This window comes from Cupriavidus lacunae (genome assembly GCF_003353055.1).
GTDB classification, from domain to species: domain Bacteria; phylum Pseudomonadota; class Gammaproteobacteria; order Burkholderiales; family Burkholderiaceae; genus Cupriavidus; species Cupriavidus lacunae.
Map to the genome: position 1 here is coordinate 25,496 of NZ_QKWJ01000055.1, position 23,759 is coordinate 49,254.

Annotated in this window: 17 protein-coding genes and 2 pseudogenes; 10 read left to right on the forward strand and 9 right to left on the reverse strand. The window is 63.5% G+C overall.

The features are described 5' to 3' along the window. Window positions 1–284 precede the first annotated feature (284 nt). Complete coding sequence (locus DN412_RS29765) at window positions 285–1,982, reverse strand: adenylate/guanylate cyclase domain-containing protein (protein ID WP_244222824.1); 1,698 nt, start codon at window positions 1,980–1,982, stop codon at window positions 285–287. 433 nt (window positions 1,983–2,415) lie between these two features. Beyond that, window positions 2,416–2,637 carry a hypothetical protein gene (locus DN412_RS29770; RefSeq protein WP_115214847.1) on the reverse strand — a complete coding sequence of 74 codons (222 nt, stop codon included), beginning with the start codon at window positions 2,635–2,637 and terminating at the stop codon, window positions 2,416–2,418. 362 nt (window positions 2,638–2,999) lie between these two features. On the opposite strand from DN412_RS29770, the gene DN412_RS29775 reads away from it, so the two are divergent. From DN412_RS29775 to DN412_RS29790, 4 genes and pseudogenes are all read left to right on the forward strand, one after another. Beyond that, entirely contained in the window at window positions 3,000–3,944 is a 945-nt protein-coding gene (locus tag DN412_RS29775) for a metallophosphoesterase family protein (protein ID WP_115214848.1), read from the forward strand. A gap of 35 nt (window positions 3,945–3,979) precedes the next feature. Next, complete coding sequence (locus DN412_RS29780; protein ID WP_115214849.1) at window positions 3,980–4,327, forward strand: cupredoxin domain-containing protein; 348 nt, start codon at window positions 3,980–3,982, stop codon at window positions 4,325–4,327. 142 nt (window positions 4,328–4,469) lie between these two features. Then, window positions 4,470–4,658: pseudogene (locus tag DN412_RS29785) on the forward strand (transporter); the annotation flags it as partial. Continuing rightward, a pseudogene (locus tag DN412_RS29790) lies at window positions 4,643–4,915 on the forward strand (hypothetical protein); the annotation flags it as partial. The pseudogenes DN412_RS29785 and DN412_RS29790, both read left to right, overlap by 16 nt. Before the next feature lie 13 nt (window positions 4,916–4,928). Here DN412_RS29790 and DN412_RS29795 read toward each other — a convergent pair. From DN412_RS29795 to mgtA, 3 genes are all read right to left on the reverse strand, one after another. Next, window positions 4,929–6,098 carry an NHL repeat-containing protein gene (locus DN412_RS29795; RefSeq protein WP_244222825.1) on the reverse strand — a complete coding sequence of 390 codons (1,170 nt, stop codon included), beginning with the start codon at window positions 6,096–6,098 and terminating at the stop codon, window positions 4,929–4,931. Between the two features lie 501 nt (window positions 6,099–6,599). Next, a complete protein-coding gene (locus DN412_RS29800; protein WP_115214851.1) occupies window positions 6,600–7,322 on the reverse strand; it encodes an MgtC/SapB family protein in 723 nt (240 codons plus the stop codon). A gap of 121 nt (window positions 7,323–7,443) precedes the next feature. Then, the gene (gene mgtA / locus DN412_RS29805) at window positions 7,444–10,206 is read right to left on the reverse strand and encodes a magnesium-translocating P-type ATPase (RefSeq protein ID WP_115214852.1); all 2,763 of its coding nucleotides are present in this window, start codon (window positions 10,204–10,206) and stop codon (window positions 7,444–7,446) included. A gap of 1,143 nt (window positions 10,207–11,349) precedes the next feature. Between mgtA and DN412_RS29815 the strand changes: the two genes are divergently transcribed. Further along, the gene (locus DN412_RS29815) at window positions 11,350–11,535 is read left to right on the forward strand and encodes a hypothetical protein (protein ID WP_133303104.1); all 186 of its coding nucleotides are present in this window, start codon (window positions 11,350–11,352) and stop codon (window positions 11,533–11,535) included. 266 nt (window positions 11,536–11,801) lie between these two features. Then, window positions 11,802–13,109 carry an MFS transporter gene (locus DN412_RS29820; protein WP_115214855.1) on the forward strand — a complete coding sequence of 436 codons (1,308 nt, stop codon included), beginning with the start codon at window positions 11,802–11,804 and terminating at the stop codon, window positions 13,107–13,109. 108 nt (window positions 13,110–13,217) lie between these two features. Here the strand turns inward: DN412_RS29820 and DN412_RS29825 are convergent, their stop codons facing one another. The 3 genes from DN412_RS29825 to DN412_RS29835 all read right to left on the reverse strand — a co-directional run bounded on the left by DN412_RS29825 (window position 13,218) and on the right by DN412_RS29835 (window position 18,000). Beyond that, window positions 13,218–13,712: a DNA-binding response regulator gene (locus DN412_RS29825; RefSeq protein WP_115214856.1), complete on the reverse strand. Its 495-nt coding sequence runs from the start codon at window positions 13,710–13,712 to the stop codon at window positions 13,218–13,220. 367 nt (window positions 13,713–14,079) lie between these two features. Then, entirely contained in the window at window positions 14,080–14,856 is a 777-nt protein-coding gene (locus DN412_RS29830) for a 4'-phosphopantetheinyl transferase family protein (protein ID WP_167471150.1), read from the reverse strand. A gap of 54 nt (window positions 14,857–14,910) precedes the next feature. Next, on the reverse strand, window positions 14,911–18,000 hold the full coding sequence (locus DN412_RS29835) for an acetoacetate--CoA ligase (RefSeq protein ID WP_115214857.1): 3,090 nt from the start codon (window positions 17,998–18,000) through the stop codon (window positions 14,911–14,913). A 961-nt stretch (window positions 18,001–18,961) separates the two neighbouring features. Here DN412_RS29835 and DN412_RS29845 point away from each other — a divergent pair. The 3 genes from DN412_RS29845 to DN412_RS43130 all read left to right on the forward strand — a co-directional run bounded on the left by DN412_RS29845 (window position 18,962) and on the right by DN412_RS43130 (window position 21,814). After that, a complete protein-coding gene (locus DN412_RS29845) occupies window positions 18,962–19,423 on the forward strand; it encodes a tripartite tricarboxylate transporter TctB family protein (RefSeq protein ID WP_115214858.1) in 462 nt (153 codons plus the stop codon). Window positions 19,424–19,437: 14 nt separating this feature from the next. Continuing rightward, a complete protein-coding gene (locus DN412_RS29850) occupies window positions 19,438–20,940 on the forward strand; it encodes a tripartite tricarboxylate transporter permease (protein WP_115214859.1) in 1,503 nt (500 codons plus the stop codon). Window positions 20,941–21,517: 577 nt separating this feature from the next. Beyond that, window positions 21,518–21,814 (forward strand): hypothetical protein, encoded by a 297-nt coding sequence (locus tag DN412_RS43130; protein WP_133303105.1) that lies wholly within the window; start codon window positions 21,518–21,520, stop codon window positions 21,812–21,814. A 32-nt stretch (window positions 21,815–21,846) separates the two neighbouring features. On the opposite strand, the gene DN412_RS29860 is transcribed toward DN412_RS43130, so the two are convergent. Further along, a complete protein-coding gene (locus tag DN412_RS29860) occupies window positions 21,847–22,413 on the reverse strand; it encodes a TetR/AcrR family transcriptional regulator (protein WP_115214861.1) in 567 nt (188 codons plus the stop codon). A gap of 90 nt (window positions 22,414–22,503) precedes the next feature. On the opposite strand from DN412_RS29860, the gene DN412_RS29865 reads away from it, so the two are divergent. Further along, the gene (locus tag DN412_RS29865) at window positions 22,504–23,646 is read left to right on the forward strand and encodes a PAS domain-containing sensor histidine kinase (RefSeq protein WP_115214862.1); all 1,143 of its coding nucleotides are present in this window, start codon (window positions 22,504–22,506) and stop codon (window positions 23,644–23,646) included. The last annotated feature ends 113 nt before the right edge of the window (window positions 23,647–23,759 follow it).

A 23,759-nucleotide genomic window follows, 5' to 3' on the forward strand; every position in this document is an offset into this window, starting at 1 on the left:
GTGCAATCAGGAATCCAAAGTCCTATCTGGCAAGTGTGGCGCTCTGGTACGTCGCGTCGCACGAGTGGCAGGGATCTCTTCGCTCCTTGCCAGGCGTCCGGCGTACACCAGTCAAACCACGGCAACGTCCGTCTTATTCCCGATGCGCACGTTTGGTAGCGTCCCGCGTCCCGACAGCGGTTCTGCCGATACTGAGGCAAGCGGTGAGGTCATCCGGACAGGGGTTGCTGCGCCGATCAACGTCTTGACATCGGTGGCCGGTGACCGTGGCGCGGAGGGGGTAGTCAGGCCCGGGGCATCTGCGCAGCCTTGGACAGCACGCGAACGGGCACCGGGTCATCGCGACCTCGCAGGCGTGCCACAAGCTGCGGCAGGTCTGCGGCTGAAACGCCGGCAGTCTGGAAGACTTGTTCTGAAATGATCGCCTCGCAAGCGATCTCTTTTGTCAACTGCTCAAGTCTCGAGGCCACGTTCAACGGATCACCAATCGCAGTGAACGTGACATGCTCGCGAAAGCCAATCTCACCCATGATCGCCCGGCCGCAATGCAATCCAATGCCAAACCGGATTTTCGTTTGCAACTGCTGTTCGAGCGCAGCGTTGAGTTCCTCAATATTGGCTGCCACCAGCGGCACTGCGTCGAGCGCCTGACGGCAAGCGGCGGACGGCTGGCTGTTCAGGCCAAAGATCGCGAGCACCGCGTCTCCCAGAAACTGGTTTGGCAGGCCGCCCGCCTGGACGACCGCGGCGCAGACAGAACTCAGGAAGCGACTGACCACGAACAGGCTGTCGAACGGCAATTGTGCCGCCGCAAGCTTGGTGGAGTTCCGCATATCCACAAACATGAACGCCGCGAACCGCTCTTGCGGCATGACGTCCCGCTGGCGCCGTTGCAAGAAGGCCGAGGCTGCCGCCGGCGGCACCAGCGGCCACACGGAGAGATCGTGGGTCGGCCGCAACTGGCAGGCGAGGCGCACGGTTTGCGGGTCAGCTCCCAGCCGCTCCAGAACGCGCCGCTCCGCCTCGGCCGGCGCGGGCAGCGGCACATCGCTGAGCACGCGCACGCGGCACAACGTGCATCGGGCGCGGCCACCGCAGGTGCTGGCATGGGGAACGCCGGCCATGCGGCTAGTCTCGAGCACCGAAAATCCGAGCGGCGCGAATACCTTGCGCCCGTCTGGATACAGAACGCAGAGCCGCCCGACACGCCGCTCCCGCACCGTGCGCACCAGCCGCGCTGCGAGCACCAGCAGCAGCGCACCACCATCGAAAAGCAAAAAGTCGTTGCGCAGCTCGGCGAGCCAGAGATTTTGCGGATCCGTTCCGATGATCGTCGGACGGGTCGCCGCGGCGCGCCAGACGGGGTCCTGCGCGAGCGCGATCACTTGCCGTCCGCCCTGCAGGAAGCCGAGCAGGGCGAGCACCGGGAGCAGCACAGCGAGGCTCAGCAGCACGCTCCGCCATGCTCCAAACCATGGTTTCAACCGCAACCAGTACCAGATGCCATAACACCCATGCAGCCAGGCGACCACCAACAGCATCAGCTGAATACGGCCGAAGAACGGTGAAGCGATCCAGAACGAGTACAGCAACTGCGCGTAGCCCTTGTCGAGGCCGAACGCGGCAAAGGCAACCCGCGTATTCACAACATGGTTGGCCAGCAGCGGCGGTATGCACAAGCCGAGGACGAGTTGCGCCACCTCGCCCGGCGTCCAATGCAGCGAGCGCCGTTCGTACAGCGCCCACAGACCCAGGAAGAAATGCGTCACCAGCGCGCTGTACAGCACGGTCGTTCCAAGCCATCCCTGCCAGATGAACTTCTGCACAAGCAGATCGCGCTCCAGCCATGCGAGCGAGATATTCCCCAGCGAGTGATTCAGGAGGTGCGTGCCTACGTAGGTGAACAGCACTAGTCCGGAGGTCAGCCGGACCGATCGCACACCCGCCGGCCGTAACCTTTGAAGAAGGGGAAAGAGTGACATGCTCTACTCTCCACGCTCTCGATGCGCCAGCTCTTGCCCACCGGGCGCTTGCATTGCCGGGCCACCTTCTGCAGTGCACGCGGCAGCTTGCGTGCCCCCCGGCGTCGGGACGCAGCCGAATTCGTATCTTACCGTCGCCGGCGTGGAAGGGGCTGGTGCGAGAGATGTAGGAGGCGCATGTGGAGCATGCGCCAGCCGCCCTCGCGATGGACGTGGTGCGGCTGGTGATGGTGCATTGCGTGGAACTGGATGCCGCGGTGCGGGCCAGGTATGGCTGACTGTGAAGCAGTATCCGACCAGGGCGGGCAACGGTGCGTCGGGGGGCGTCGGCTCCGGTCTTGAGCGGATTCCCCCTTCGCCGGCTCACGCCGCCCGCAATGCGGCGCGTTGCGAGCGGGCTGGGGCCATGATCGCAGATCTGGCACCGTCCTGGCTATGCGCCGTCGGTGAAAGGATCGCGCCGATCCGTGACTTTTGCACCCTCTGAGTAGACACCAAATCTGTCTGCCTTCGCGCCATCGGTGTAGGGATCGCGCGGCCCGTTGATATGGGTTTTACTGTCTGGGGTCACGGCTTCGGTGGGGAAGCCGGATGCATGGGCCAGGGCTGCGAACGATGCCAGTGCCGCGACAGCGGCCGAAATCAGGATCTTCATGACGATCTCCAAATACAGTACGGATAGCTTCCAAAGCGCATCGCCGTGAAGGCTACGATTGGGCGCGCGACGCTTGCGGTTTCCGGGATATCGATCATTCCCGGGAACAGGTTCGCCGTGCATCTGTAGAACTGCCCAGCCGCCAGATTTATTCCCACTGGCGTGCCGCAGGGATGAATTACCGAGCGATTACGGTTTCCAGCGAAGCTGCACTGAACGGCTTCATATCGGACCTGCGTGCGCAGCGCGGTGTTCGCGGTGGAATAAAACGGATGCTCCGGCAGTCTTCCTCATGAACCCAATCGGGAGGCCCGTCGGATAGTCCGGCGATCTGCCTCTCGATCCTTACTCGTGAGGGCACCATGTCATCAGATCTTCCATCCAATCCGTCGCGCCGCGGTGCGTTGAAGTGCCTCGCCTTCGGTGGTGCGGGCACCGTCTTTGTCCTGGCCGGCGGTGTCCTCACGCCGGTGGAACTTGCCTTTTCCGCCTCGGGGAAGGGGCCGCCGGCTGCCGCGGGCGTCCCCCTTTTCCTGCAGATCAGCGACACGCATATTGGCTTCAACAAGGAAGCCAATCCCGACGTCGCAGGTACGCTCAGGCAGACGATTGACTTCGTCAATGCCATGCCGGTCAAGCCGGCGCTGACGATTCACACGGGCGACATCACCCATCTTTCCAGGGCGGAAGAGTTCGATCACGCGGCCCAGTTGATGTCGGGGCTGAATATCACCGAGTTGCATACCGTGCCGGGCGAGCATGATGTCACCGATGGGCCTGGGGCGGAGTACTTCAAGCGCTTCGGGCAAGCCTCCGACAATAAGGGCTACTACAGCTTCGACCACAGTGGCGTCCACTTTGTCGGCCTGGTCAACGTGATGCATTTCAAGCCGAACGGTTTGGGGGGCCTGGGCGACGACCAGCTCGCCTGGCTGAAGGCCGATCTGAAGGGCCGCTCGTCCAGCACGCCGGTCGTCGTCTTCGCGCACATGCCAATGTGGACGATCTACCAGCCGTGGGGTTGGGGCACCGGCGATGCCGGCGAGGCGATGAGCTATCTGAAGCGCTTCGGTTCGGTCACTGTCCTGAACGGCCATATCCACCAGATCGTCTCGAAGGTGGAAGGCAATATCACCTTCCACACGGCGCGCTCGACGGCCTATCCGCAACCGACGGCAGGCAATGGGCCCGGACCCATGCCGCTGACTGTACCGGGCGATCAGCTTCCCAGGATGCTTGGCGTGACCAGCATCAAGATCATGCGCCACCCGTTCCAGGCGACGCTTGCCGACACGACGCTCGCCTGAACTCCAACCACTGCTCACCAACCAGGGCCAAAATCATGCTAACGACTATTCTTCGCCGCTTCTTCGTCGTCCCCCTCGGGGTCGGGATGCTCGTGGCGGCATCGGTTTCTGAGTTCCCCGTCGCACAAGCGCAGGAGAGCAATGTCGTCGTTGTGAAGAATTTCATGTTCTCGCCGATGGCGCTCACGATCAAAGCCGGCTCGACCGTGACCTGGAAAAATCTTGACGGCGAACCGCACTCGATTGTCAACGACGCCGGCCTGTTCCGCTCCAGTGCGCTCGATCAGAATGACACCTTCAAGTTCAAGTTCGATAAGCCGGGGGTCTACAAAGTCTTCTGCGGCATACATCCGAATATGAAGGCGACAATCACCGTGCAGTAGCGAGCTCCACAGGCGTTAGCGCCGCCAGCCGAGGATGTGATGCATCCGGACCCTGCAGCGTCGTCGCGCGGGGTAGCAGAGCGTCGTGCGACGTTCCGCCGCACGTCATCGGCGGCGCCGCTGCGCGCCGTTCGGTGGGATATTCTCGTCAGGCCCGAATGCGGCCGCGGGTCAGGCGCTCGACGCCAGCCTGCAACCCGGTACCGGCAGCACTGACCTGATCCTCGGCGCGTACTATTACCAGCCAGTCAGCCAGAATTTCGACGCCTTCGTCAACGGCCAGTTCCAGGCGGCGGTGATGCAGCGGCTGCGTGACGTCAATGCGGACTATGCCTGGACACTCCGGATTCCATCGCTGACGTGCGCAAGATGGCTTCCAGCCTCGCCTTTCCGGTCGGGCTGATGGGGAGTGCCTACGCGGGTGGCTACGGCCGGATCTGGCGCCTGCCCGTGAACTTCACCATCGATCGCGCAGGGGTGCTCGCCGATAACGGGTGGGACGATGCCAGTCCGGCCTGGACAGCGGAGAGGCTTGAGCAGGTCGTCACGCCCCTGCTCAAGCGGTATTTGGAGCTTTCCGTTTCCTGAAGCGATCCCAAGGTCAATTGCCGCCGATCGGGCGCAACGTCCAGACGGTTGCGGTATTCGTGTTGTCGTTCACCGCCGCGAATTGTGACTGGCCACTGCTGCTCAGCCCGAATGCGAGGCCGAACGCGGAGCCAGGCGTCGGATCGACCTGCATCTGCGCGATGAATTGCCCTTGGGGCGTGAACTCGACAATTTCGCTCGCATGTGCCGGATCAGGGTTAACCGCGTCGCCGTTCGCTGTGACCAGATCTCCGTTCGGCGCAAGCGCCAATGCCAACGGCCCGTGAAGGTGGCCATTGTCTTGATAGATCACGCTTCCCGGCCCATTGTCGTGCGTGAGCGCCGCAGCGCCCGCCACTGCGAACACCGCATTGTCGTTGGTTGATGCGACATAGAGCACATCGTGGGCCGAGTCATAGGCCAGTCCTGTTGGTCCGAGAACGAGCGCTGCGGGATCGGTTCGGTGCGCGTAGCCGGACGCAATGATATGCGAGCTGTTCAAGAGCGTCGCGCCGCTCGGGCCAATGTTGATGTCGATCCTTGCCACCGTTCCGTTCAACACGTTCGATACGAACGCCGTGACCTGCGATCCCTGATCGAGGATGACCGTCATGTCCCACGGACCGTCCAGGAGGGTTGGATCGTTCAGCTGGCTGAGAAGCTCGCCTTGCGGGGTGATCACCAATAGCGAGCTGGTTGAGCTGATGGCTGAGCCATTCGTCGTCGGAAGATTGCCGACCAGAACGAACCCGCTGTTCAGCACAGCCAGTGCGGTGGTGAGCCCCAGATTGTGCCCCTGGAAAAAGGTGACTGGCTTGCCGTCGGTCACCAGCTTGACGATGGTCGTTCCCGTGCCTTGCTTGTTGGAAGGTGCGTTGAAATTGGACACCACGACGTCCCCCGGCTTCAGTGCATTCCCCGCCGGTACGCCGGCAGGCACGAAAGCAATGCCGTACGGATTGAGGTCATGGTTGGTCGGAACGGTCGACGCGACCGTGGATGTCGGTGGAATGATCGGTTCTCCACCTGCAGGGGAGGATCCCAACGACAGTACAAGGAGGCCGACGCCACACATGACGCCGCATAAATGTCGGAGCATGAACCGGGTTGGGGGAGGGACTTCCGGCGCCTGGATAAATCGCGTGGGTGATTCGAAGGCAAAGAAGTGACGCGAGGCTTCCATTGGGCACCTCCTTCTTTTGAGGTACACCCCGGCTGCGCAATGCTCAACGCGAAATGGCGCTCAATACAAGCGTGGCAGGCGCCTCATTTATTCCCTCAGATGTCCACAGCGCAGCCAATACTTACCCACCTCCGCGCATCGAACCGGACCCAGGGCGATAGCCGCCTCCGCATAAGGGCGACTGTGAATAATTCTAGTTTATCGGGCCCTTCTGTTCGGTCCGGTGTCGACGTTGACGGAGAGCATGCCGACCCAGTCTTCAGGCGTTCATGAACCAGAGCATTCTCGCCAGTGTCGCTGACGCAGCTCTCGCTAGTCAGGATCTGGTGCGCCGGCACGCACACCGTAATCTGTTGCAATCCTGCTCAGTCCGGTGAGACGAGCGAAGGAGCGATACAGTAGGCCGAAGGGACCGGCCACACCACCGAAACACTATCCCAGGGCCGCGGGTCAACCATGACGACGCCGATGGCATCCCGGTGATGCGGCCAGGCAGCCAACTTACTCGGTCGTGCTCGGACTCCAGAAGGCTTGGCCGATCGCGTCGGACGCGGCCAGTTGCGCCACGATGGCGTCGAGCTGATCGCCATCGACGGAGGTCGACATCAGCACCGCTTCGATCTCAACGTCCTGCTCGCCAAACGCATGGACGACCAGGTCGCGGGTCGGATGGTTGCCCGCCTCCAGAGCATCCTCCAGCAACCGCAACGCTTCTTTTTGGCGTGGCCGCGGTGCAATGACGTACACGGTATTGGTGACTTCCACCGCGGGGGTATCGATGGGCTGCTGGTTGATGCGGTTGACCAGCGGACGCAGCAGCGTGTTGGACGCCAGCACGAACAGGCAGCCGAGCGCAGCCTCCAGGATCAAGTCTGCGCCGGCGCTGGCGCCTACCGCGGCCGAGCCCCACAGCGTGGCAGCGGTGTTAAGCCCCCGCACGTTGCCTTCTTCCCGCATGATCACACCGGCGCCGAGAAACCCGATCCCCGAAACCACATACGCCACCACGCGCACGGCACCATCGTGGCCTGCCAGCCGGTTGGCCATATCCACGAAGATGGCCGCGCCCACCGCCACCAGGACGTTGGTCCGCAGGCCGGCGGTGCGCTGCCGGTACTGCCGCTCGTAGCCGATCACCGCACCCAGCACGAATGCCGTGGTCAGGCTGATGCCGGTATCGAGCAACGATTCGAGATTGATGTTCTGGATGGCTTCAAGGGTCATAGCTGATATGGAGCGGGACCAAACCGGTCCCTTTTACCTGCCAGGAATGGCACGATTGTGTCACGCGGCCGTCATGAAGCCCGGCAGCGCGGCCGGGTGTCGACCCGGCCGGAGGTACGGCTTACTGCCAGCCGAACCGGCGGATGTAGACCCGCTTCATCGCCGTGGTCAGCAACGCATAGCCCAGCACGATGCCGACCATCCAGGGGAAGTACGCGGGTGGCAGGACCTGCAGCTTGAAGTACCCGGCCAGCGCTCCCATCGGCAGGAACACCCCGATGGCCATGACCAGGCCGGTCATCACGAGCAGCGGCGCGGCCGCGCGGCTTTCGACAAAGGGCAGCTTGGGGGTGCGGATCATATGCACGATCAGCGTCTGCGTCAGCAAGCCCACCACGAACCAGCCGGACTGGAACAAGGACTGCTTGCCCACGGTATCGGCGCCAAATGCGAACCACATGACCAGAAAGGTGGTGATATCGAAGATCGAACTGATCGGTCCGAAGAAGACCATGAAGCGCCCGATATCACCGGGATTCCACTTGAGCGGCTTCGCCACCAGTTCGTCGTCGACGCGGTCGAACGGAATCGCGATCTGCGAGATGTCATACAGCAGGTTCTGCACCAGCAGTTGCAGGGGCAGCATCGGCAGGAACGGCAGGAAGGCGCTCGCCACCAGCACGGAGAAGACGTTGCCGAAGTTGGAGCTGGCCGTCATGCGGATGTACTTGAGCATGTTGCAGAAGGTGCGCCGCCCTTCGATCACGCCTTGCTCCAGCACCATCAGGCTTCTTTCCAGCAGGATGATGTCGGCCGCTTCCTTGGCGATGTCCACTGCACTGTCCACCGAGATGCCGATGTCGGCCGCGCGCAGCGCCGGCGCGTCGTTGATGCCGTCGCCCATGAAGCCGACAATGTGGCCGTTGGCGCGCAGGGCGTGCACCAGGCGCTCCTTGTGCAGCGGCGACAGGCGCGCGAACACGTTGTGCGTCTCGACCGCCCGCGCGAGCGCGGCGGCGTCCATCTTCTCGACCTCCGGCCCCAGCAACACGCCTTCGATCGCCAGCCCGACCTCCCGGCAGATCTTTGCGGTCACCAGTTCATTGTCCCCGGTGAGGACCTTGACCGTGACGCCGTGCGCCGCCAGCGCCTGCAAGGCGGGAGCGGTGGACTCCTTGGGCGGATCGAGAAAGGCGATGTAGCCGACCAGGGTCAGGTCGCGCTCGTCGGCCACGCCGTAGGTGGCCAGTCCCGGCGGCGTTTCCTTCATGGCCACGGCCACCACGCGCAGGCCCTCCTCATTGAGGTCGTGCGTCACCTGCCGCACCTGCGCCAGCAGCGCATCGTCGAGCGGCAACACCTCGCCTTTGACCTGCACGCGCGTGCAGACACTCAGGATTTCTTCGACGGCGCCCTTGCAGATCAGCTCGTTGTGGTCTTCCCGTTCGGACACCACTACCGACATGCGGCGGCGCTGGAAGTCGAACGGGATCTCGTCCACCTTGCGGTAGTCCCGCACCGGCATCAGCTCCTTCTGCAGCTCGGCATGCTCCAGCACCGCGCGGTCCAGCAGGTTCTTGAGGCCGGTCTGGAAATAGCTGTTCAGGTAGGCATGCTTGAGCACGTCGTCGGAGCCATGGCCAAGCACATCGGTGTGGCGCTCCAGCACGATCTTGTCCTGCGTCAGCGTGCCAGTCTTGTCAGTGCACAGCACGTTCATGGCGCCGAAGTTCTGGATCGCGTCCAGCCGCTTGACGATGACCTTGCGTCGCGACAGCAGCACTGCGCCCTTGGCCAGCGTCGAGGTGACGATCATCGGCAGCATTTCCGGGGTCAGGCCCACGGCCACGGACAAGGCGAAGAGGAAGGCCTCCATCCAGTCGTGCTTGGTGACGCCGTTGACCAGCAGTACGATCGGCACCATCACCAGGGCGAAGCGGATCAGCAGCCAGCTCACCTGGTTCACGCCGGCCTGAAACGCGGTGACCGCGGGCCCGGCGGCCGTCACCCGGGCCGCCAGCGTACCGAAATACGTCCGGTTGCCAGTCTCCAGCACCACCGCGGTGGCTGCGCCGGAGACCACGTTGGTGCCCATGAAGGCGATATTGGTGAGATCCAGCGGGCTTTCGGTATGGCCGCGTCGCTCGGCGAATTTCTCCACCGGCAGCGATTCACCCGTCATGGCCGCCTGGCTGATGAACAGATCCTTGGCGGACAGGATGCGGCAATCGGCGGGGATCATGTCGCCGGCCGACAGCGCCACGATTTCCCCTGGCACCAGGTCGCGCAGCGGCACTTCCATCTTGGCCGGCGGCCGGGAGTGCAACTGCACATTGAAGTATTGCGCGCTGGTTTCCGACGCCGCGGCCGCCAGGTCGCGCCGCACCACGGTGGCAGTGGTGCTGACCATGGCCTTCAGGGCTTCGGCGGCCTGGTTCGAGCGGCGCTCTTGCACGAAGCGGATCAGGGTCGACAGGATCACCATCGTGCCGATGACGAGGGTAGCCTTGATGTCTTCCGTGAGGTAGGAGATCACGGCCAGGACCGTCAGCAGCAGATTGAATGGGTTCCGGTACGAATGCCACAGGTGCAGCCACGCCGGCAGCGGCTTTTCGTGATCGACTTCGTTGGGGCCAAAGCGCTTCAGGCGCTCCTCCGCCTCGGGGCTGGTCAGACCGTCTTCGTGCGAATGCAGCCGCACCAGCACGGCGGCCACGTCGTCCCTGGCCGCCCGCTTCAGGTCGTGCGTCAGGTGCTCCGGCATGGCCCGCGACGGGCCCGGCTCGCCCAGCGATTCGAACAGCGCCAGCCGGCGGAAATGGTGGGCGACCCGGCGCGAGCGAAGGAACCCGCCGAAAAAGGTCGTCAGGAATTGAAGGTTCATGGGATCTCCCTCACGCGCTTCTAAGGCACGCGTAGGCACGGACGACCGGCGGCAAAGGGCTTGAGCGCGGACGAAAGTCGCCCGGCGCTACCCTCGCGGTGCAGGTCGCAAACAAAAAATCGGGAGATGGGCACGCAGAGAACCTGCGTGGATGCCACTACCCGCCGTTATCGGCTAGGCAGTGGCGAGACGTCGCCTTGACTGACTAGCCGTTCAGAGTTCGGCCTGGGGCCGAGCAGAACAACTGTCCATGGGAAAAACCCGTAGTGATGACGGGCCGAAGCATAGCAAAAGGCCACAGCGGCGAGCAAATGATTTTCGCGGCGAACGGGGCCCGCGCGGCGCATTTTTTCCACACCTCACTACTTCCGGCACTTCCCGCCGTGCAATCGCACTAGGGGCCGGTCGTTTTGCCCTCCTGCTGCCCGGCCACCGGGCGCTCCTGCCCCTGCCTGGGCTGCTCGGCCCGCTCTTTCCTCCGCTCCCGCTTCCGGCCTTCATACGGTTCGGCGGGCTTGGGGCTTTGCGCGCGGGGTGCCTCGGCGTCGGAAGCCGCGGCGTTCACAGCGGCTGGCCAGATGAGTGTGGCGAGTGCCACCAGGGCAAGGCCTCTTGAGAAATTGTGCATTTCGAGGCATCCCGCAAAGGAAGGCGCCTGCCGAGGTGGACTCCCGCCGGTCTGGATGGCGCAAGTTCAAGGTGCCTCCACAGGAAAGAGGGAAGACTCCGCCGATGGCGCGCCGGGGCGAGGCCGCCAGCGCGGCCACGAGCGGCGCTTTCTCAATGCACATTAGCAGCTCCGCGCCAATGCTGCGGTAGTGGAACACCTGGCGCATCAGAACGACCGTCACCGCTCCCCATGCGGCGTTTCAGGTCTGAATCAATCTTCTTTTTGATCCATCCGTGCTGCAGTCCGTCGTTTGGTCGGTACCTATTCTGCTTCGGCGTGTACAGAATCCAGATACGACGCCAGCGCTCAGACCAACCCCACTCTGGAATCACCAGGGGCGAACCAGGATCGACCCGGCACTGGCTTGATGGTTGAAGTCCGGTCGTGGCTGACCAGCGTATTCCCGGGCCGCCAGTGCATCGCCCGGAGTTCCTGAACGCTCACCTGTCTCGGAGCCTTCGATGCAACTAGTCATGAAATTCCTGCACCGCGATATCGACGCCGAACCGCGCCACATGAGCGAGGTTGCCCCGCGTCAGCAGGGGCAGATCACCCACGCCCTCGACGGCCGCTCGGTGCCTTTCGCGTTATTCCTTGGCGTGCTTTGCGCGGTGCCGGCTGTATTGGTTGGCGTTCTGCTGATCGTGATCCGAGTGTAAGCCTGCCGCCCATACAGCATTCAGTGTGTTGCACCGACTGGTTGATTCCACAGCTGACTTCGACCGGCCAAGGGCAGGTCTCGGAACATCAAATCTCATTTTTTCGCCTACGCTAACAGTAGCGTGGGCTGACAGGCGGCCGCCTGGGCGGTTCCCGAGAAGCCGGCTGCCGCGCAACCCACGGAATCGCCCGCGGGCAAGGACTTCACGCCATGTCCGGCAATTGTCGCAGGTCGAAATCCCAGTCTTGCTGTTAAGCCACGAAAATGCTGGCCCCTTCTGGTCGTCGTTCCGAGGGCAGTGACCGAACCCTGCTGTATTTCGGCTTGCTGACCCTGTTCATCGCTCTGGCAACGCCGGCCGGCTACCTCGTTGATATACAGACGTCGTACATACTCAAGAACCAGTTGCATGCGACGGCGACGCAGATCTCGACATTCCGGCTGGTCACAGGCATACCCGTGTACGTTGCGTTCGCTTTTGGCCTGGCGCGCGACCAATGGAACCCGCTGGGATTGCGGGACCGCGGCTTCTTCCTGATCTTTGCTCCGGCGACCGCGGTGGCACTCGTCTGGATGGCGTTTTCGGGCTTCTCATACGAGGGACTGGTCATCGGGATGCTGCTGGCAATGCTGTCGTCCCGGTTTATCGCCGCAGCCTATCAGGGGTTGATTGCCCTGGTGGGCCAGGAGAAGCTCATGTCCGGGCGCCTGAGCGCGCTGTTGAACGTAGTCGGCTCCGTCCCGGTCGTTGCCGGAGCGTTTGCCTCCGGCTATATCTCCGATCATCTTGCCGCGAAAGAAGCCTTGCTCCTGGTGGCGATGGCTGCTTTATCGATTGCCGTGCTGGCGCTCTGGAAGCCCGTTTCCGTCTTCGGCCATATCTACGAGAAGCCGCAAGCCAGGGGCGCGGATCTCGTTGGGAATGTCAGGCGGCTGGTGAAGCACAAGGCCGTTTATCCAGCGGTTCTCATCTGCTTTCTGTGGAACTTTGCGCCAGGAGCGGCCACGCCGCTGCAGTTCTATCTGACCAATGAACTGCATGCATCGGATGCCGTTTATTCGTACTACAACGGTATCTTTGCCGCCGCGTTCATCCCGACATTTTTGCTGTATGGCTTCCTGTGCAAGCGGGTAGCGCTGAACAAGTTGCTGTGGTGGGGAACGATCATCGCAGTGCCGCAGATGATTCCGCTGGCATTCATTCACTCAGCCAATCTCGCGCTTGTCCTAGCGGCACCGATAGGGCTGATGGGCGGTGTCGCCACGGCTGCATACTTCGATCTCGCGATGCGGGCCTGTCCGCCAGGTCTGCAAGGAACCTTGATGATGCTGGTGGATGGCGTTCTCGCGCTCTCGGCGCGTGCCGGCGATCTCTTGGGCTCATGGATCTATAACAGCAGCCCAACGTACGGCTTCACATACTGTGTGATCGCGACGACCGCGGTGTACGCGCTGATCCTGCCTTTGATCCCGCTCACGCCGAAAGCATTGATTGCTACCAGGGATGGCGAAGCCAATCCGGAAGTCGAGGCCGAGGTGCTGGACCAGATCCGGGGAGCAGAGCGTACATAGTCACCCATGACCTGGGCGCAAGCACCCGCATCCGGTGGTGTCGTGCTGGGTTCGTTACAGCGCCATGAGCGTGCGGACGCCGCCGCAGTCCGTGGCCGCGTGGACGGCTTACGCAAGTACGTGGAACGGGCGCCGGACGCCGGCGGGCCCGGCGTGTTGCTCGGGCGGGGCTTCCAAAGGGGGCGGAAGGTCCAGCAGCGCGCGCACGTCCCGCTCGATCGCTGCGAGCGATGCGGATCTGGACAGGGAGCGGGCAAAGCGGCCGTCGAGGCCTGGCGGCAGGCGCTGCCACATATTGTCCGAGACCAGCAGCAGGCGCCTCGGCTTTAGCACCAGGCTGGCCAGGCGCAGCAGCTGCCAGCCGTCGGCAAGATCCGGCGGCATGCCGAATACGAGCAGCGCCGGCGCCGGCAGGCTTGCGTTGCGTGCCGCCAGCGCGTTCGGCTCCACCAGTTCCACCCGGCCAATGCCCGGCATTTTGCCTAGCAGGTGCATGACGCCGTGGCGGTAAACCGGCATGTCATCGATCACCACGGCATGTGCCTCGCGGCTGCGCCCCAGGACCTGCTCCCAGGCGGCCGCTCCACGGTTCGTCCAGTTCATCGTTGTTTCCCCCGTTTTGCCGGCGTTGGCTTCGTGGCCAGCGTTGGACCAGAACCTGCAAGGGCAATGCCAGCTCTGGCAAGGCAGTCTCGTGCCATCGTGGGCAAGCGCGGGAGCCAGGCCTGTCGCGGGTTTCCGGGAGATTGACGCAAACCTGCCGGGCTTTGCGGACGACTGGGAGCCCGCGGGAGGGTGTTACGTGTAACGTAACGTGTTCCGCGACGGACCCGGGCCGGAAGGTTGGAGGCTATCGCGCAACACGGCCTATCGGATCGAGGGGGTGATCCATGCGGCGCATTCGGTTGCTCCGCTATCTGGACGTCATCTCTCCCGGTGCAACACTTGCAGGTTGGCCCGGTGACGCACTTCACAGGCGTCTCGCCCGGTGGAAGGTGACGCTTGCATCTTCGATCGACACGGCCACCGCGGCGCGGACATCCGGCCCGAAGACGAGATCGAGACACGTCCAGCCGGAAATAGTCTTGCCACGATGCGAAGCACACCAGTGGCCCGCGCCGAGCAGCAAATCGTCTTCCGTCGTATAGGCGTTCGGCTCGCCGGAGAGACCCGTGCCGAGCGCCTTCAGCAGAGCCTCCTTTCGGGTCCAGATACTGAGCAGGGTGGCAGCCGCATCGGGTCGCATCCGGTCAAGCGCCTCCTCCTCGATCAGAGAGAATATCCCGCGTCCAAGGCCGCCAACGTCCAGGCCGTCAATTCGCCGCTCCACGTCCACGCCGATGCGGCAGTCCCATGCGAAAGCGAGCAGCGTCATCCCGTCAGTGTGGGAAACGCTGAATGCGATCCTTGCAGCGTGCGGCCACTGCACGACGGGCTTGCCGAACGGCGTAACACTAAAGCGCAGAGATTCGGGTTTGCAGGCCAGATAGCCGCCGATCAGCCAGCGGAGCAGGCTCCGCCGGGCAATGAAGTCATTGCGGTGCCATTCGTGGATGTAGGCCTGGGCACGCTGTTGCTCATCCGGGGAAAGCGTGTGCGCGAGCGCCGAACCTACTGGTTCGACCAGAGCGTCATCCAGTACCCACACATGCACGGCGCTTTGCGGCAACGAGAGGCCGCCCGGTTCAGGCAGAGAAAGCGACGCGGTACGTCCTGCGTCCCGTGCGGTGACAAAATCGTGCTGCATATCGTCCGATCCCCGCTCGCGCCTTGTGGCGCCTCTCCAAACACGCCAGCCGTGTCACGCGTTCGCCAAGCCGTCGTCCAGTACCGCGGCGACGACCTGTAGATTCGGTTCGAGGAGCATATCGATATGGCTGCTGGGCACTTCGGCAATCAACAAGCCGCCGCGCGCGACACGCTGCCACAGCGATATCGGGTCGCCGCGATGCTCCTGTCGAATCGCCGCGCGCACATAGGCAATCGGACCCGCGTGATACGGCAGCGGCCGATAGGCCGTCATTGCGAGTCCCATCGTTTCACGCACGCGCCGAAGCGCAGGCGGCAACGATTCGGTGAAGGCGTCCGGCTGGGGCGTCATGCGCCAGGGTCTTATTCCCACGCGACCGGCCGCCTTCCCGAGCAGGTACGTCTGGTAAGCAAAAAGCTGCGACGCAGGCACGGCGCGCAGCTTGCGCCACTGCCATCCCAGATAGCTGCCGCAGTACCGCATCCAGGCACCCCATGGCAGGAAATGCTCGCCCACATAGGTATCGAGCAGGCACAGGAATTTGACGTGCTCGCCGGCGCGCGTCAGCTGTTGCGCCATTTCGAATGCGACCAGTCCGCCGAACGAGTAGCCGGCCAGCGCGTATGGTCCGCGCGGCTGCACGGTGCGCATCTGTTCGATGTAGCTCGCCGCCATATCTTCGACGCGTAGCTGTGTCGGCTCGCCATCAAGGCCTTGCGCCTGCAGTCCATAGACCGGGCGCGAACTGCGCAGCGCGTAGACCATTCCCCAGCATTCCATCACCGAGCCGCTCGCGCCATGCACGATGAATAGCGGTGTCCCGGCGCCGGCGCGCACGGGCACGAGGATCGGCGACCGAGGCGTTGCGGCCTCGTCGATCGCCGCGGCGAGGCGCGCGATCGTTGGCGCGATCAGCAGCGTCGCGAGTGGAACTGTGCGCCCGGTTGACCGATGCACATCGGCGAGCAACCGCGCCGCGAGCAACGAATGACCACCCAGTTCGAAGAAGTTGTCATCGCGACCGATTGGCGCGAAATCGAACAATTTCTCCCATAGCCCCTGCAAATGACGTTCGAGTTCTTCGCGCGCCTCGCCGGCGGATGCCAGTTCGCGCGCCGCCAGGTTCAGTGCCGGATGGTTCCGGATCGCGTCGAGGCACCCCGGATTGCGTAACGCCGCGGCATTGCCGACCGGCAGGCCGTTGACCGCATTGCGCGCGGCCGCTTCGGACAGCTTGCCGTTATGCGTGACCGGCAACTCGTCGACAGCGATGATCCGGTCGGGCACGTGGGCCGGCGACGCGCGACGTGCGAGCTCGCGGCGCACCCGGGCGGCCAGCGCGCCAGTCAGCACGGCGCCATCCTGCAAGACCAGCAGCAGGACGATGTGCTGGTCGTACCTTTGCGCGTGCGTGCGGTCAGGCGGCGCGGTGGGTGAGCGCTGCTCGACCACCAGCGCCTCGCGAATGTCCGGGATATCGCGCAGCACACGATAGATTTCGCCGGGACCAATGTTGACGCCGCGAACATTCAGCACGCCATCGGAACGGCCATGCAGCCGCGCAGTGCCTTCCGGCGAAAACTCGATGCGATCGCCGTGGGTCCAGACACCCGGGTTGCTGCTGAAATAGGCAGCGTGAAACCCCTTGCCGTCCGTGTCGCCATAAAAGCCGAGCGGACGTGACGGAAACGGGTTCGCGCAGACCAGTTCGCCGATTCCGCTGGTGCGGGCACCCTGTTCCCACGCCTGAACATCGAGCGCAAGGCTCTTGCATTGGGCTTCCCCCGCATAGACCGGCAGGTTCGGGTTCCCCAACACAAAGCAGCCGAGAATGTCCGTGCCGCCGGAGATCGACTGCAGGGGCAGCGGCTTCACGTGATCGCGCACCCATTCGAACTGCGCGTCGAACAGCACCGCGCCGGTCGACATCATCGCGCGCAGTGCGGCGAGATCGAATTGCCGCCCTGGCACCAGGCCAGCATCCTCGCACATCTTCAGGTAAGCGGGACTTGTGCCGAACACGGTGACGCGCTCGTCGGCGACGAGGCGCCACAACGCATCGACCGTCGAGATCGGGCCGTCATACGTCACGATCTCGACCCCGGACGCGAGCGCCGACAACTGCCAGTTCCACATCATCCACGCACAGGTGGTGTGAAAGTACATTCGATCGCCGGGCCGCAGGTCGCAGTGCAGCCGATGCTCCTTCAGATGCTCAAGCAGGCTGCCGCCGGCGCCGTGCACGATGCACTTCGGCTTGCCCGTAGTGCCCGACGAGAACATGATGAAAAGCGGATGGTTGAACGGGAAGTGCCGCCACACGAAGTTTCCGGCATCACCACTGCCGATCAGTTCGCCAAGCGAATAGACCCGCTGCCTGACCGTGTCCGGCAAGGTTCCGTCGTCGAGCCGGACGATGCCCTGCAGCGACGGCAACGCAGCAGCCAGACCGGCGACCTTGTCCGCCAGCGCCACGCTCTTGTCGAACGCCCGCTCCGCAGTGTGGGCGAACAGCAGTCGCGGCGCCAGCGGCGCGAAGCGATCGAGGATCGTCTCGACGCTCATCTCGGCCGCGGCAGTCGAGAGCGTTGCACCGAGCGCGGTGACGGCCAGCGCGGCAACGACCGCATCCGCGTCGTTGCGCATGACACCAGCCACGCGGTCCCCTTCGCGCAGCCCCAGCGCCGACAGCGCATGCGCGAGACGAGCTACCCGATTGCGCAGTTCGCCGCGGGTCAGGCGTACACGCCGGCCATCTGCGTAACATGCGGTCAGCGCGGGCGTGTCGGGCGCCGCGACCGCCAGGCCAAGCAGGTTGTCCGCGTAGTTCAGCTGGACCTGCGGGAAGAAGCATGCATGCTCGCACTCGTCGCCGACGCAGACCGGCTCGGTGCTGCCGGACCACGCGAGCCCCTGTGACCACTGCAGGAAGCATTGCCAGAACGTCCGGTACTCCCATACCGAGAAATCGTGCAGTGCAGCGTAGTTTTGGAAGCATTGGCCGGTGTGCGCCTGCAGGGCCGCGGTAAATGCGGTCATTTGCGATGCGGCGGCGCGCTCAGGCGTGCCGCTATAAATGGGAACGCGTCCCATGATCACGCTTGGGCAGTACGACGCGTCTAACAGGTAAAAACGATCCATCCGATCCTCCACGGAGACCGGTACGCCCACTCGAGGCAGCGGCGGGTTCTGATGATCCAGACTAGTGGCCCGCGATCTTTTGCTCTGTACGAAATCGCACCAATTATTACAAGACCGTCAGCAAGGACTGGCCAGCTCGTGTAGACATGGCTGGCGCTTCTGGTATTCCGTTCTTCCTGTTGTCTGCCAAGTGTTGCGTTGGCGCTGTCGGGGGCTTGAAGCGCTTCGGTGAACACAGCATCATGGGCGCCTGGCATGCGCAATCGGGAGCACCGCTATGCAACATCGCCTTGTGTCCGGCCTGTCCCATTGGGACGGCCTGCGGGCGGGCGGTAGCATCGACACCAACACCTGCCGTACGTAGACCTCACGGCCACTTATCTGAACGAGGGCGATGCCCGGGTCGTGCGCCGGCAGGGCCGGGCAGCGCAAGCCTGGCTGGTGCGGCCATTCTTCAATGACCATCTGGCGCTTGGAATCGGCTTTGGTCCGTATTCCGCGCGGGACCATGACGACGGTGGCGGCGTCACGCGTACGCTTGGCCTGTTCACCATGTCGGCGAGCTATCGCATCAGTCCGTCCTGGACTACGCGCTTTTCCTGGCATCGCACTGTCACGACCAATAGCCGAGATACCGATGTGATGGTGCTGGGCCTGGGGTATCGGTTTTAGCCTGCCGGAGACGCCAATCGAGTCGGGCTGGACAGGCTCTGGGCGGCGGCATGGCTGTCGTCCATGGCGGAGCGCATGTGCATCATGACCTGATGTCTTGCCGTGCCATCCGCGCTTGGGGCCATATCGGGACATACCCCTAAGCTATGACCTTTGAAAGCCGTCTGAAAGATTGGCTTTCTAACTTCGATCCATCCCTTCGGGTGTGCGCCTGCATGCCCGGAACACTCTGCGCCTGAGGCTGCGCGCAGTGCGGCGTCGCATTTCCTGTACTGTGAGGAGAATCGCTTTGCGCATACGCAGCCAAAAGGACTTTGCCTCCGGCCTGATGTTCATTCTGGTCGGATTCGGCTTTTCGTGGGTCGCACGCGGCTATTCCATGGGAACGGCCGCGAAGATGGGGCCCGGATACTTCCCATTCCTGCTCGGACTGGTGCTGGCACTGCTTGGTGTGCTGGTGCTGATCGGTTCGTTGTCGTCCAAGGGCGAAGAAGACCATCTCGCACGCTGGGACCTGAAGACCCTGCTCTGGATCCTGGGTTCGGTGGTGCTGTTCGGCCTGCTGCTCAAGCCGCTGGGCATGGTGCTGTCGGTCTTCTTGCTGGTACTGGTCTCCTCGATGGCCAGCCACGAATTCAGCTGGAAGGGTGCGCTGCTCAACAGCGTGGTGCTGGTGCTGATCAGCCTGGGCGCCTTCGTGTACGGCATCAATCTGCAGATGCCGGTATGGCCGGCATTCATTACGGGTTAAGGAGACGGCCAAAAATGGAACTATTCGAACATCTGGCCCTTGGATTCTCCACGGCGCTGACGCTGCAGAACCTTGCCTATTGCTTCCTCGGCTGCGTGCTCGGTACGCTGATCGGCGTGCTGCCGGGCATCGGGCCGCTCGCCACCATCGCCATGCTGCTGCCGGTTACCTACACGCTGCCGCCGGTGGCCGCGCTCATCATGCTGGCCGGGATTTACTACGGCGCACAGTACGGCGGCTCCACCACCGCCATCCTGGTCAACCTGCCGGGTGAATCGTCATCGGTGGTCACCACTATCGACGGCTATCAGATGGCGCGGCGAGGACGAGCGGGGGTGGCGCTCGCCACAGCAGGCCTGGGCTCCTTCTTCGCCGGTTGCGTGTCCACGCTGATCCTGGCTGCGTTCGCCACGCCGCTGTCGGAACTGGCGTTCAAGTTCGGTCCCGCCGAATATTTCTCGCTGATGTGCCTGGGCCTGATCGGCGCCGTGGTGCTGGCCTCGGGCTCGCTACCCAAGGCGGTCGCGATGATCGTGCTGGGGCTGCTGCTGGGGCTGGTCGGCACCGACGTGAACTCGGGAGCCGCGCGCTTCAACTTCGATGTGCCGGAGTTGACCGATGGCGTCGATTTCGTCGCGCTGGCCATGGGCATGTTCGGTTTCGCGGAAATCATCGCCAACCTCGAACAGAAAGAAAATCGCGAAACCTTCACCGATCACGTCACCAACCTGTGGCCCTCCAAGGCGGACTTCAGGCGCATGGCGCCGGCCGTGCTGCGCGGTACCGCGCTAGGCTCCATTCTGGGCATCCTGCCCGGCGGTGGCGCGGCGCTGGCGTCGTTCGCGGCGTACTCGCTGGAAAAGAAGACCTCGAAGTACTCGCATGAGTTCGGCAAGGGTGCCATCGAAGGCGTGGCAGGTCCGGAATCGGCCAACAACGCCGCGGCGCAGACGTCTTTCATCCCGCTGCTGACGCTGGGCATCCCGCCCAACGCGGTGATGGCGCTGATGGTGGGCGCGATGACCATCCACAACATCCAGCCCGGCCCGCAGGTCATGACCAGCAACCCGGCGTTGTTCTGGGGCCTGATCGCCTCGATGTGGATCGGCAACTTCATGCTGATCATCCTGAACCTGCCGCTGATCGGGATCTGGGTCAAGCTGCTGCAGGTACCTTACCGCTTCCTGTACCCGGCCATCCTGACGTTCTGCTGCATTGGCGTCTTCTCCGTCAACAACCAGACCTTCGACGTCTTTACCGCCGCTGGCTTCGGTGTGATCGGCTACCTGTTCATCAAGCTTAAGTGCGAGCCGGCACCGCTGCTGCTGGGCTTCGTGCTCGGACCGATGATGGAGGAGAACTTCCGCCGGGCGCTGTTGCTGTCGCGGGGTAACTTCACCGTGTTCGTGACGCGTCCGCTGTCGCTCAGCCTGCTGATCGCCGCGGCTGTGCTGGTGGCCGTGGTGGCGCTGCCGTCGATCAAGGCCAAGCGCGAGGAAGCGTTCCAGGAAGAGTAGTGCCCAGGCGCCAGGGGCCTGCGAGTACGCCCATGACCTGACCGACAACGCGACATGCCCAGGGCGCACTCAATCCCACACGGTCGACGCTTGCAACTCCCAGCGCTGCAGACGAATCCGTGTCAGATTTTTCTCTATTTCTCCCGGGATCGCTCTTCTGGATAGCACCTCGCTATAGTGGAGACCCATAAGCGCCTTGGCGGCGCCTGCAACAGTGCAGGGGGGAGAAATGGATTGCACGTCGTCCGGTCCACGAGGGTCTAGGGGAACTTCGCGAATCGCACAACAAGCGCGGGCGCCACGCGCAACCCTCGGACAGCCGGGTGTGGCGGAATTACTGCTAAGGTCGGTGATGGAGTCGACGTGCGGCGCATTCAGCCCAGTCGTGTTGACGGCCCACGTTGGCAGGCCATTGCATCAGGGCAGATGCGACGTCGACGCACGTCTGAAGCACGGGGACGGTCGGCAGCAGCGGTGGTTGGCCGAGCTCAGGCAGGCGGGAGCCATCGTTGGTAGCGCGCATGTTGTCCTGAATGGCGAGCTACCGTCAAATAGCTACATGCCATGGCGTAGCGGAATGCTGCCATTTGCGACAAGGCACGACGATGACTTTGCGCAGAGCCTGGCGGTGGCCCGGCTATGCGACAAGTACTCTCAGGGAGAAGCGGCATCAGGTCCAGCATGGCTCACCATCCGCTATTTCCTGGACTTTGGGCAGAGTACAGCGATGCGGCAAGCCCTGACGGTTTCGCCGGTGCGGCATCAACAGCTTGGCCCCTTGTGCCAGCGCGACCTCGAAGTATTCGAGGCAGGAGCCAGGGTCGCTACGCTAACCATTGTCCATGAGAGCCCCCACGGCCAGGCGCTCAAGTGACCCGTGGACGGTCTTGATCGCGGCGGTGCGGCTCATTCCTTCTGCTGCAAAGCGAGCAACTCCCGCTTCGCCGCGGCCAGCACTGCGTCGGCGCGCTTTTCGTCGGCCATCACACGAGACACCACCAGCGCCCCGATCATGGCGCTGACCGCGAACATGGCCTTGTCCGGATTGTCCCCGCCCAGCGCGGCGTCCATCCGGCCGATGAACCGTTCGATGTGGGCCGACATCGCCTCGCGCGCCGGCTCGTCGGCGCGCGCCACGTCGCCCGCCAGCGCGGCGATTGCACAACCGGTCGTGCGCGCGTCGCGGTGCTTGCGGCTCAGATAGCTGCGTACCGTCACGCTGTACTCGAGCGACGCCCTCCCGTTGTTCGCATCGAACGCGGCATTCCCGGCATCGAGCGCGCGTTCGAGCGCGTGCAGCAGCAGGTCGGCGCGCGATGCGAAATGCCCATAGAAGCCGCCGTGCGTCAGGTTGGCGCTACGCATCAGCTTGCCGACGCTGACGGACTCGAGTCCGCGATCCCGAATCTGCTCCGCGGCCTGTTCCAGGATGCGCTCCCTGCTTTGCGCTTTGTCCGCTTGTGAGTGGCCCATCTGTCAAATCCCATGGTTTTTCTTGACTTTCTGCATTGTGATCGTCATTCTCCTGCATGACAACCATCATTTACATAGCAGGTAGCCGCCATGGCCGGGCTGGACGAGATGAACGTTGACCTGGACGACTACGAGGTTCCCTTCAAGGGGATCGTCGAGCAGTCCGTCGCCGGCATCTACATCCTGCAGGACGGCCGCTTCCGCTATGTCAACGAGACTTTCGCGCGCATGTGCGGTCTCAGTCGCGAGAAGTTGCTCGGCGCCCGGCTTCGCGACGTGGCGAACCCCTCGCAGCGCGATGCGCTGATGGCCCGGTACGAGCGCCAGATCAGGGGCGTTGGCGCTGCCGAGCAGTTCGTCATTCGCCGGACCTCATCCCGCAACCCGGGCTCATTCGAAACCCATGGCACCCGCGTGATCTTCCGCGGCCGGCCCGCAATCGTCGGCCTCGGCATCGACACTACCGAGCGCGAGCGGCAACGCGCTGAGCTGGTCGAGGCCAGCGAGCGCCTGCAGGAGTTGGTCGCAAGCGCCAACAATGTCCGCGAGAACGAGCGCCACCGCGTGGCGCGCGAGTTGCACGACGTGATCGGCGGGATGCTGACGGCGATCAAGTTTGACCTGTCGCGGCTGTCGCGGGGCATCGAGGCGCTGGACCGCTATCGCACGCCACGGGCGCGCCAGGATGGCGCGGCGGCGCCGGCGCTCGCCACGCTGGCGCTGACCGCAGCCCAGACCCTCCAGCTCACGCAGGAGACCATCGAAACCGTGCGCGTCATTTCCGAAGGACTTCGCCCGGGGGCCCTCGACCACCTGGGCCTGCAAGACACGCTGTGCCTCGACCTCGACCGCTTTGAGCGTCGCTACGGCATCGCCACGCGCTATAGCACCACGGGCGCCGCGCGAAGTATGGACCGCAACCGTGAGATCGGCATTTACCGGATCTTCCAGGAAGCGCTCACCAACGTCGCAAGGCATTCCAAGGCGACAGAAGTCACTGTGAGCCTTGACTGGGCAGCCGATCGCCTTGCGCTGGAAATCTCGGACAACGGCCTCGGCTTCGACCTCGATCGGGTCGCGGCCGATGGCCATCTTGGCCTGCTGGGCATGCAGGAACGCGCACGCGAGCTCGACGGCACCCTCGTTCTCGACACCGGACCCCGCTGCGGCGCGTGTCTGCGGCTCGGCGTGCCGGTCGCGTCCGCCGTCCTCAACGAAGACACCAACTATTGAGATTTACAAAAAACATGACAACGGATTCAGGGCTGGCGCGTTTCATCTCTAACGGGTTGATTGGAGATACGCGCCGTGTCGAAGAAGCCGTTAGACGATGCAACGAAGAAGCG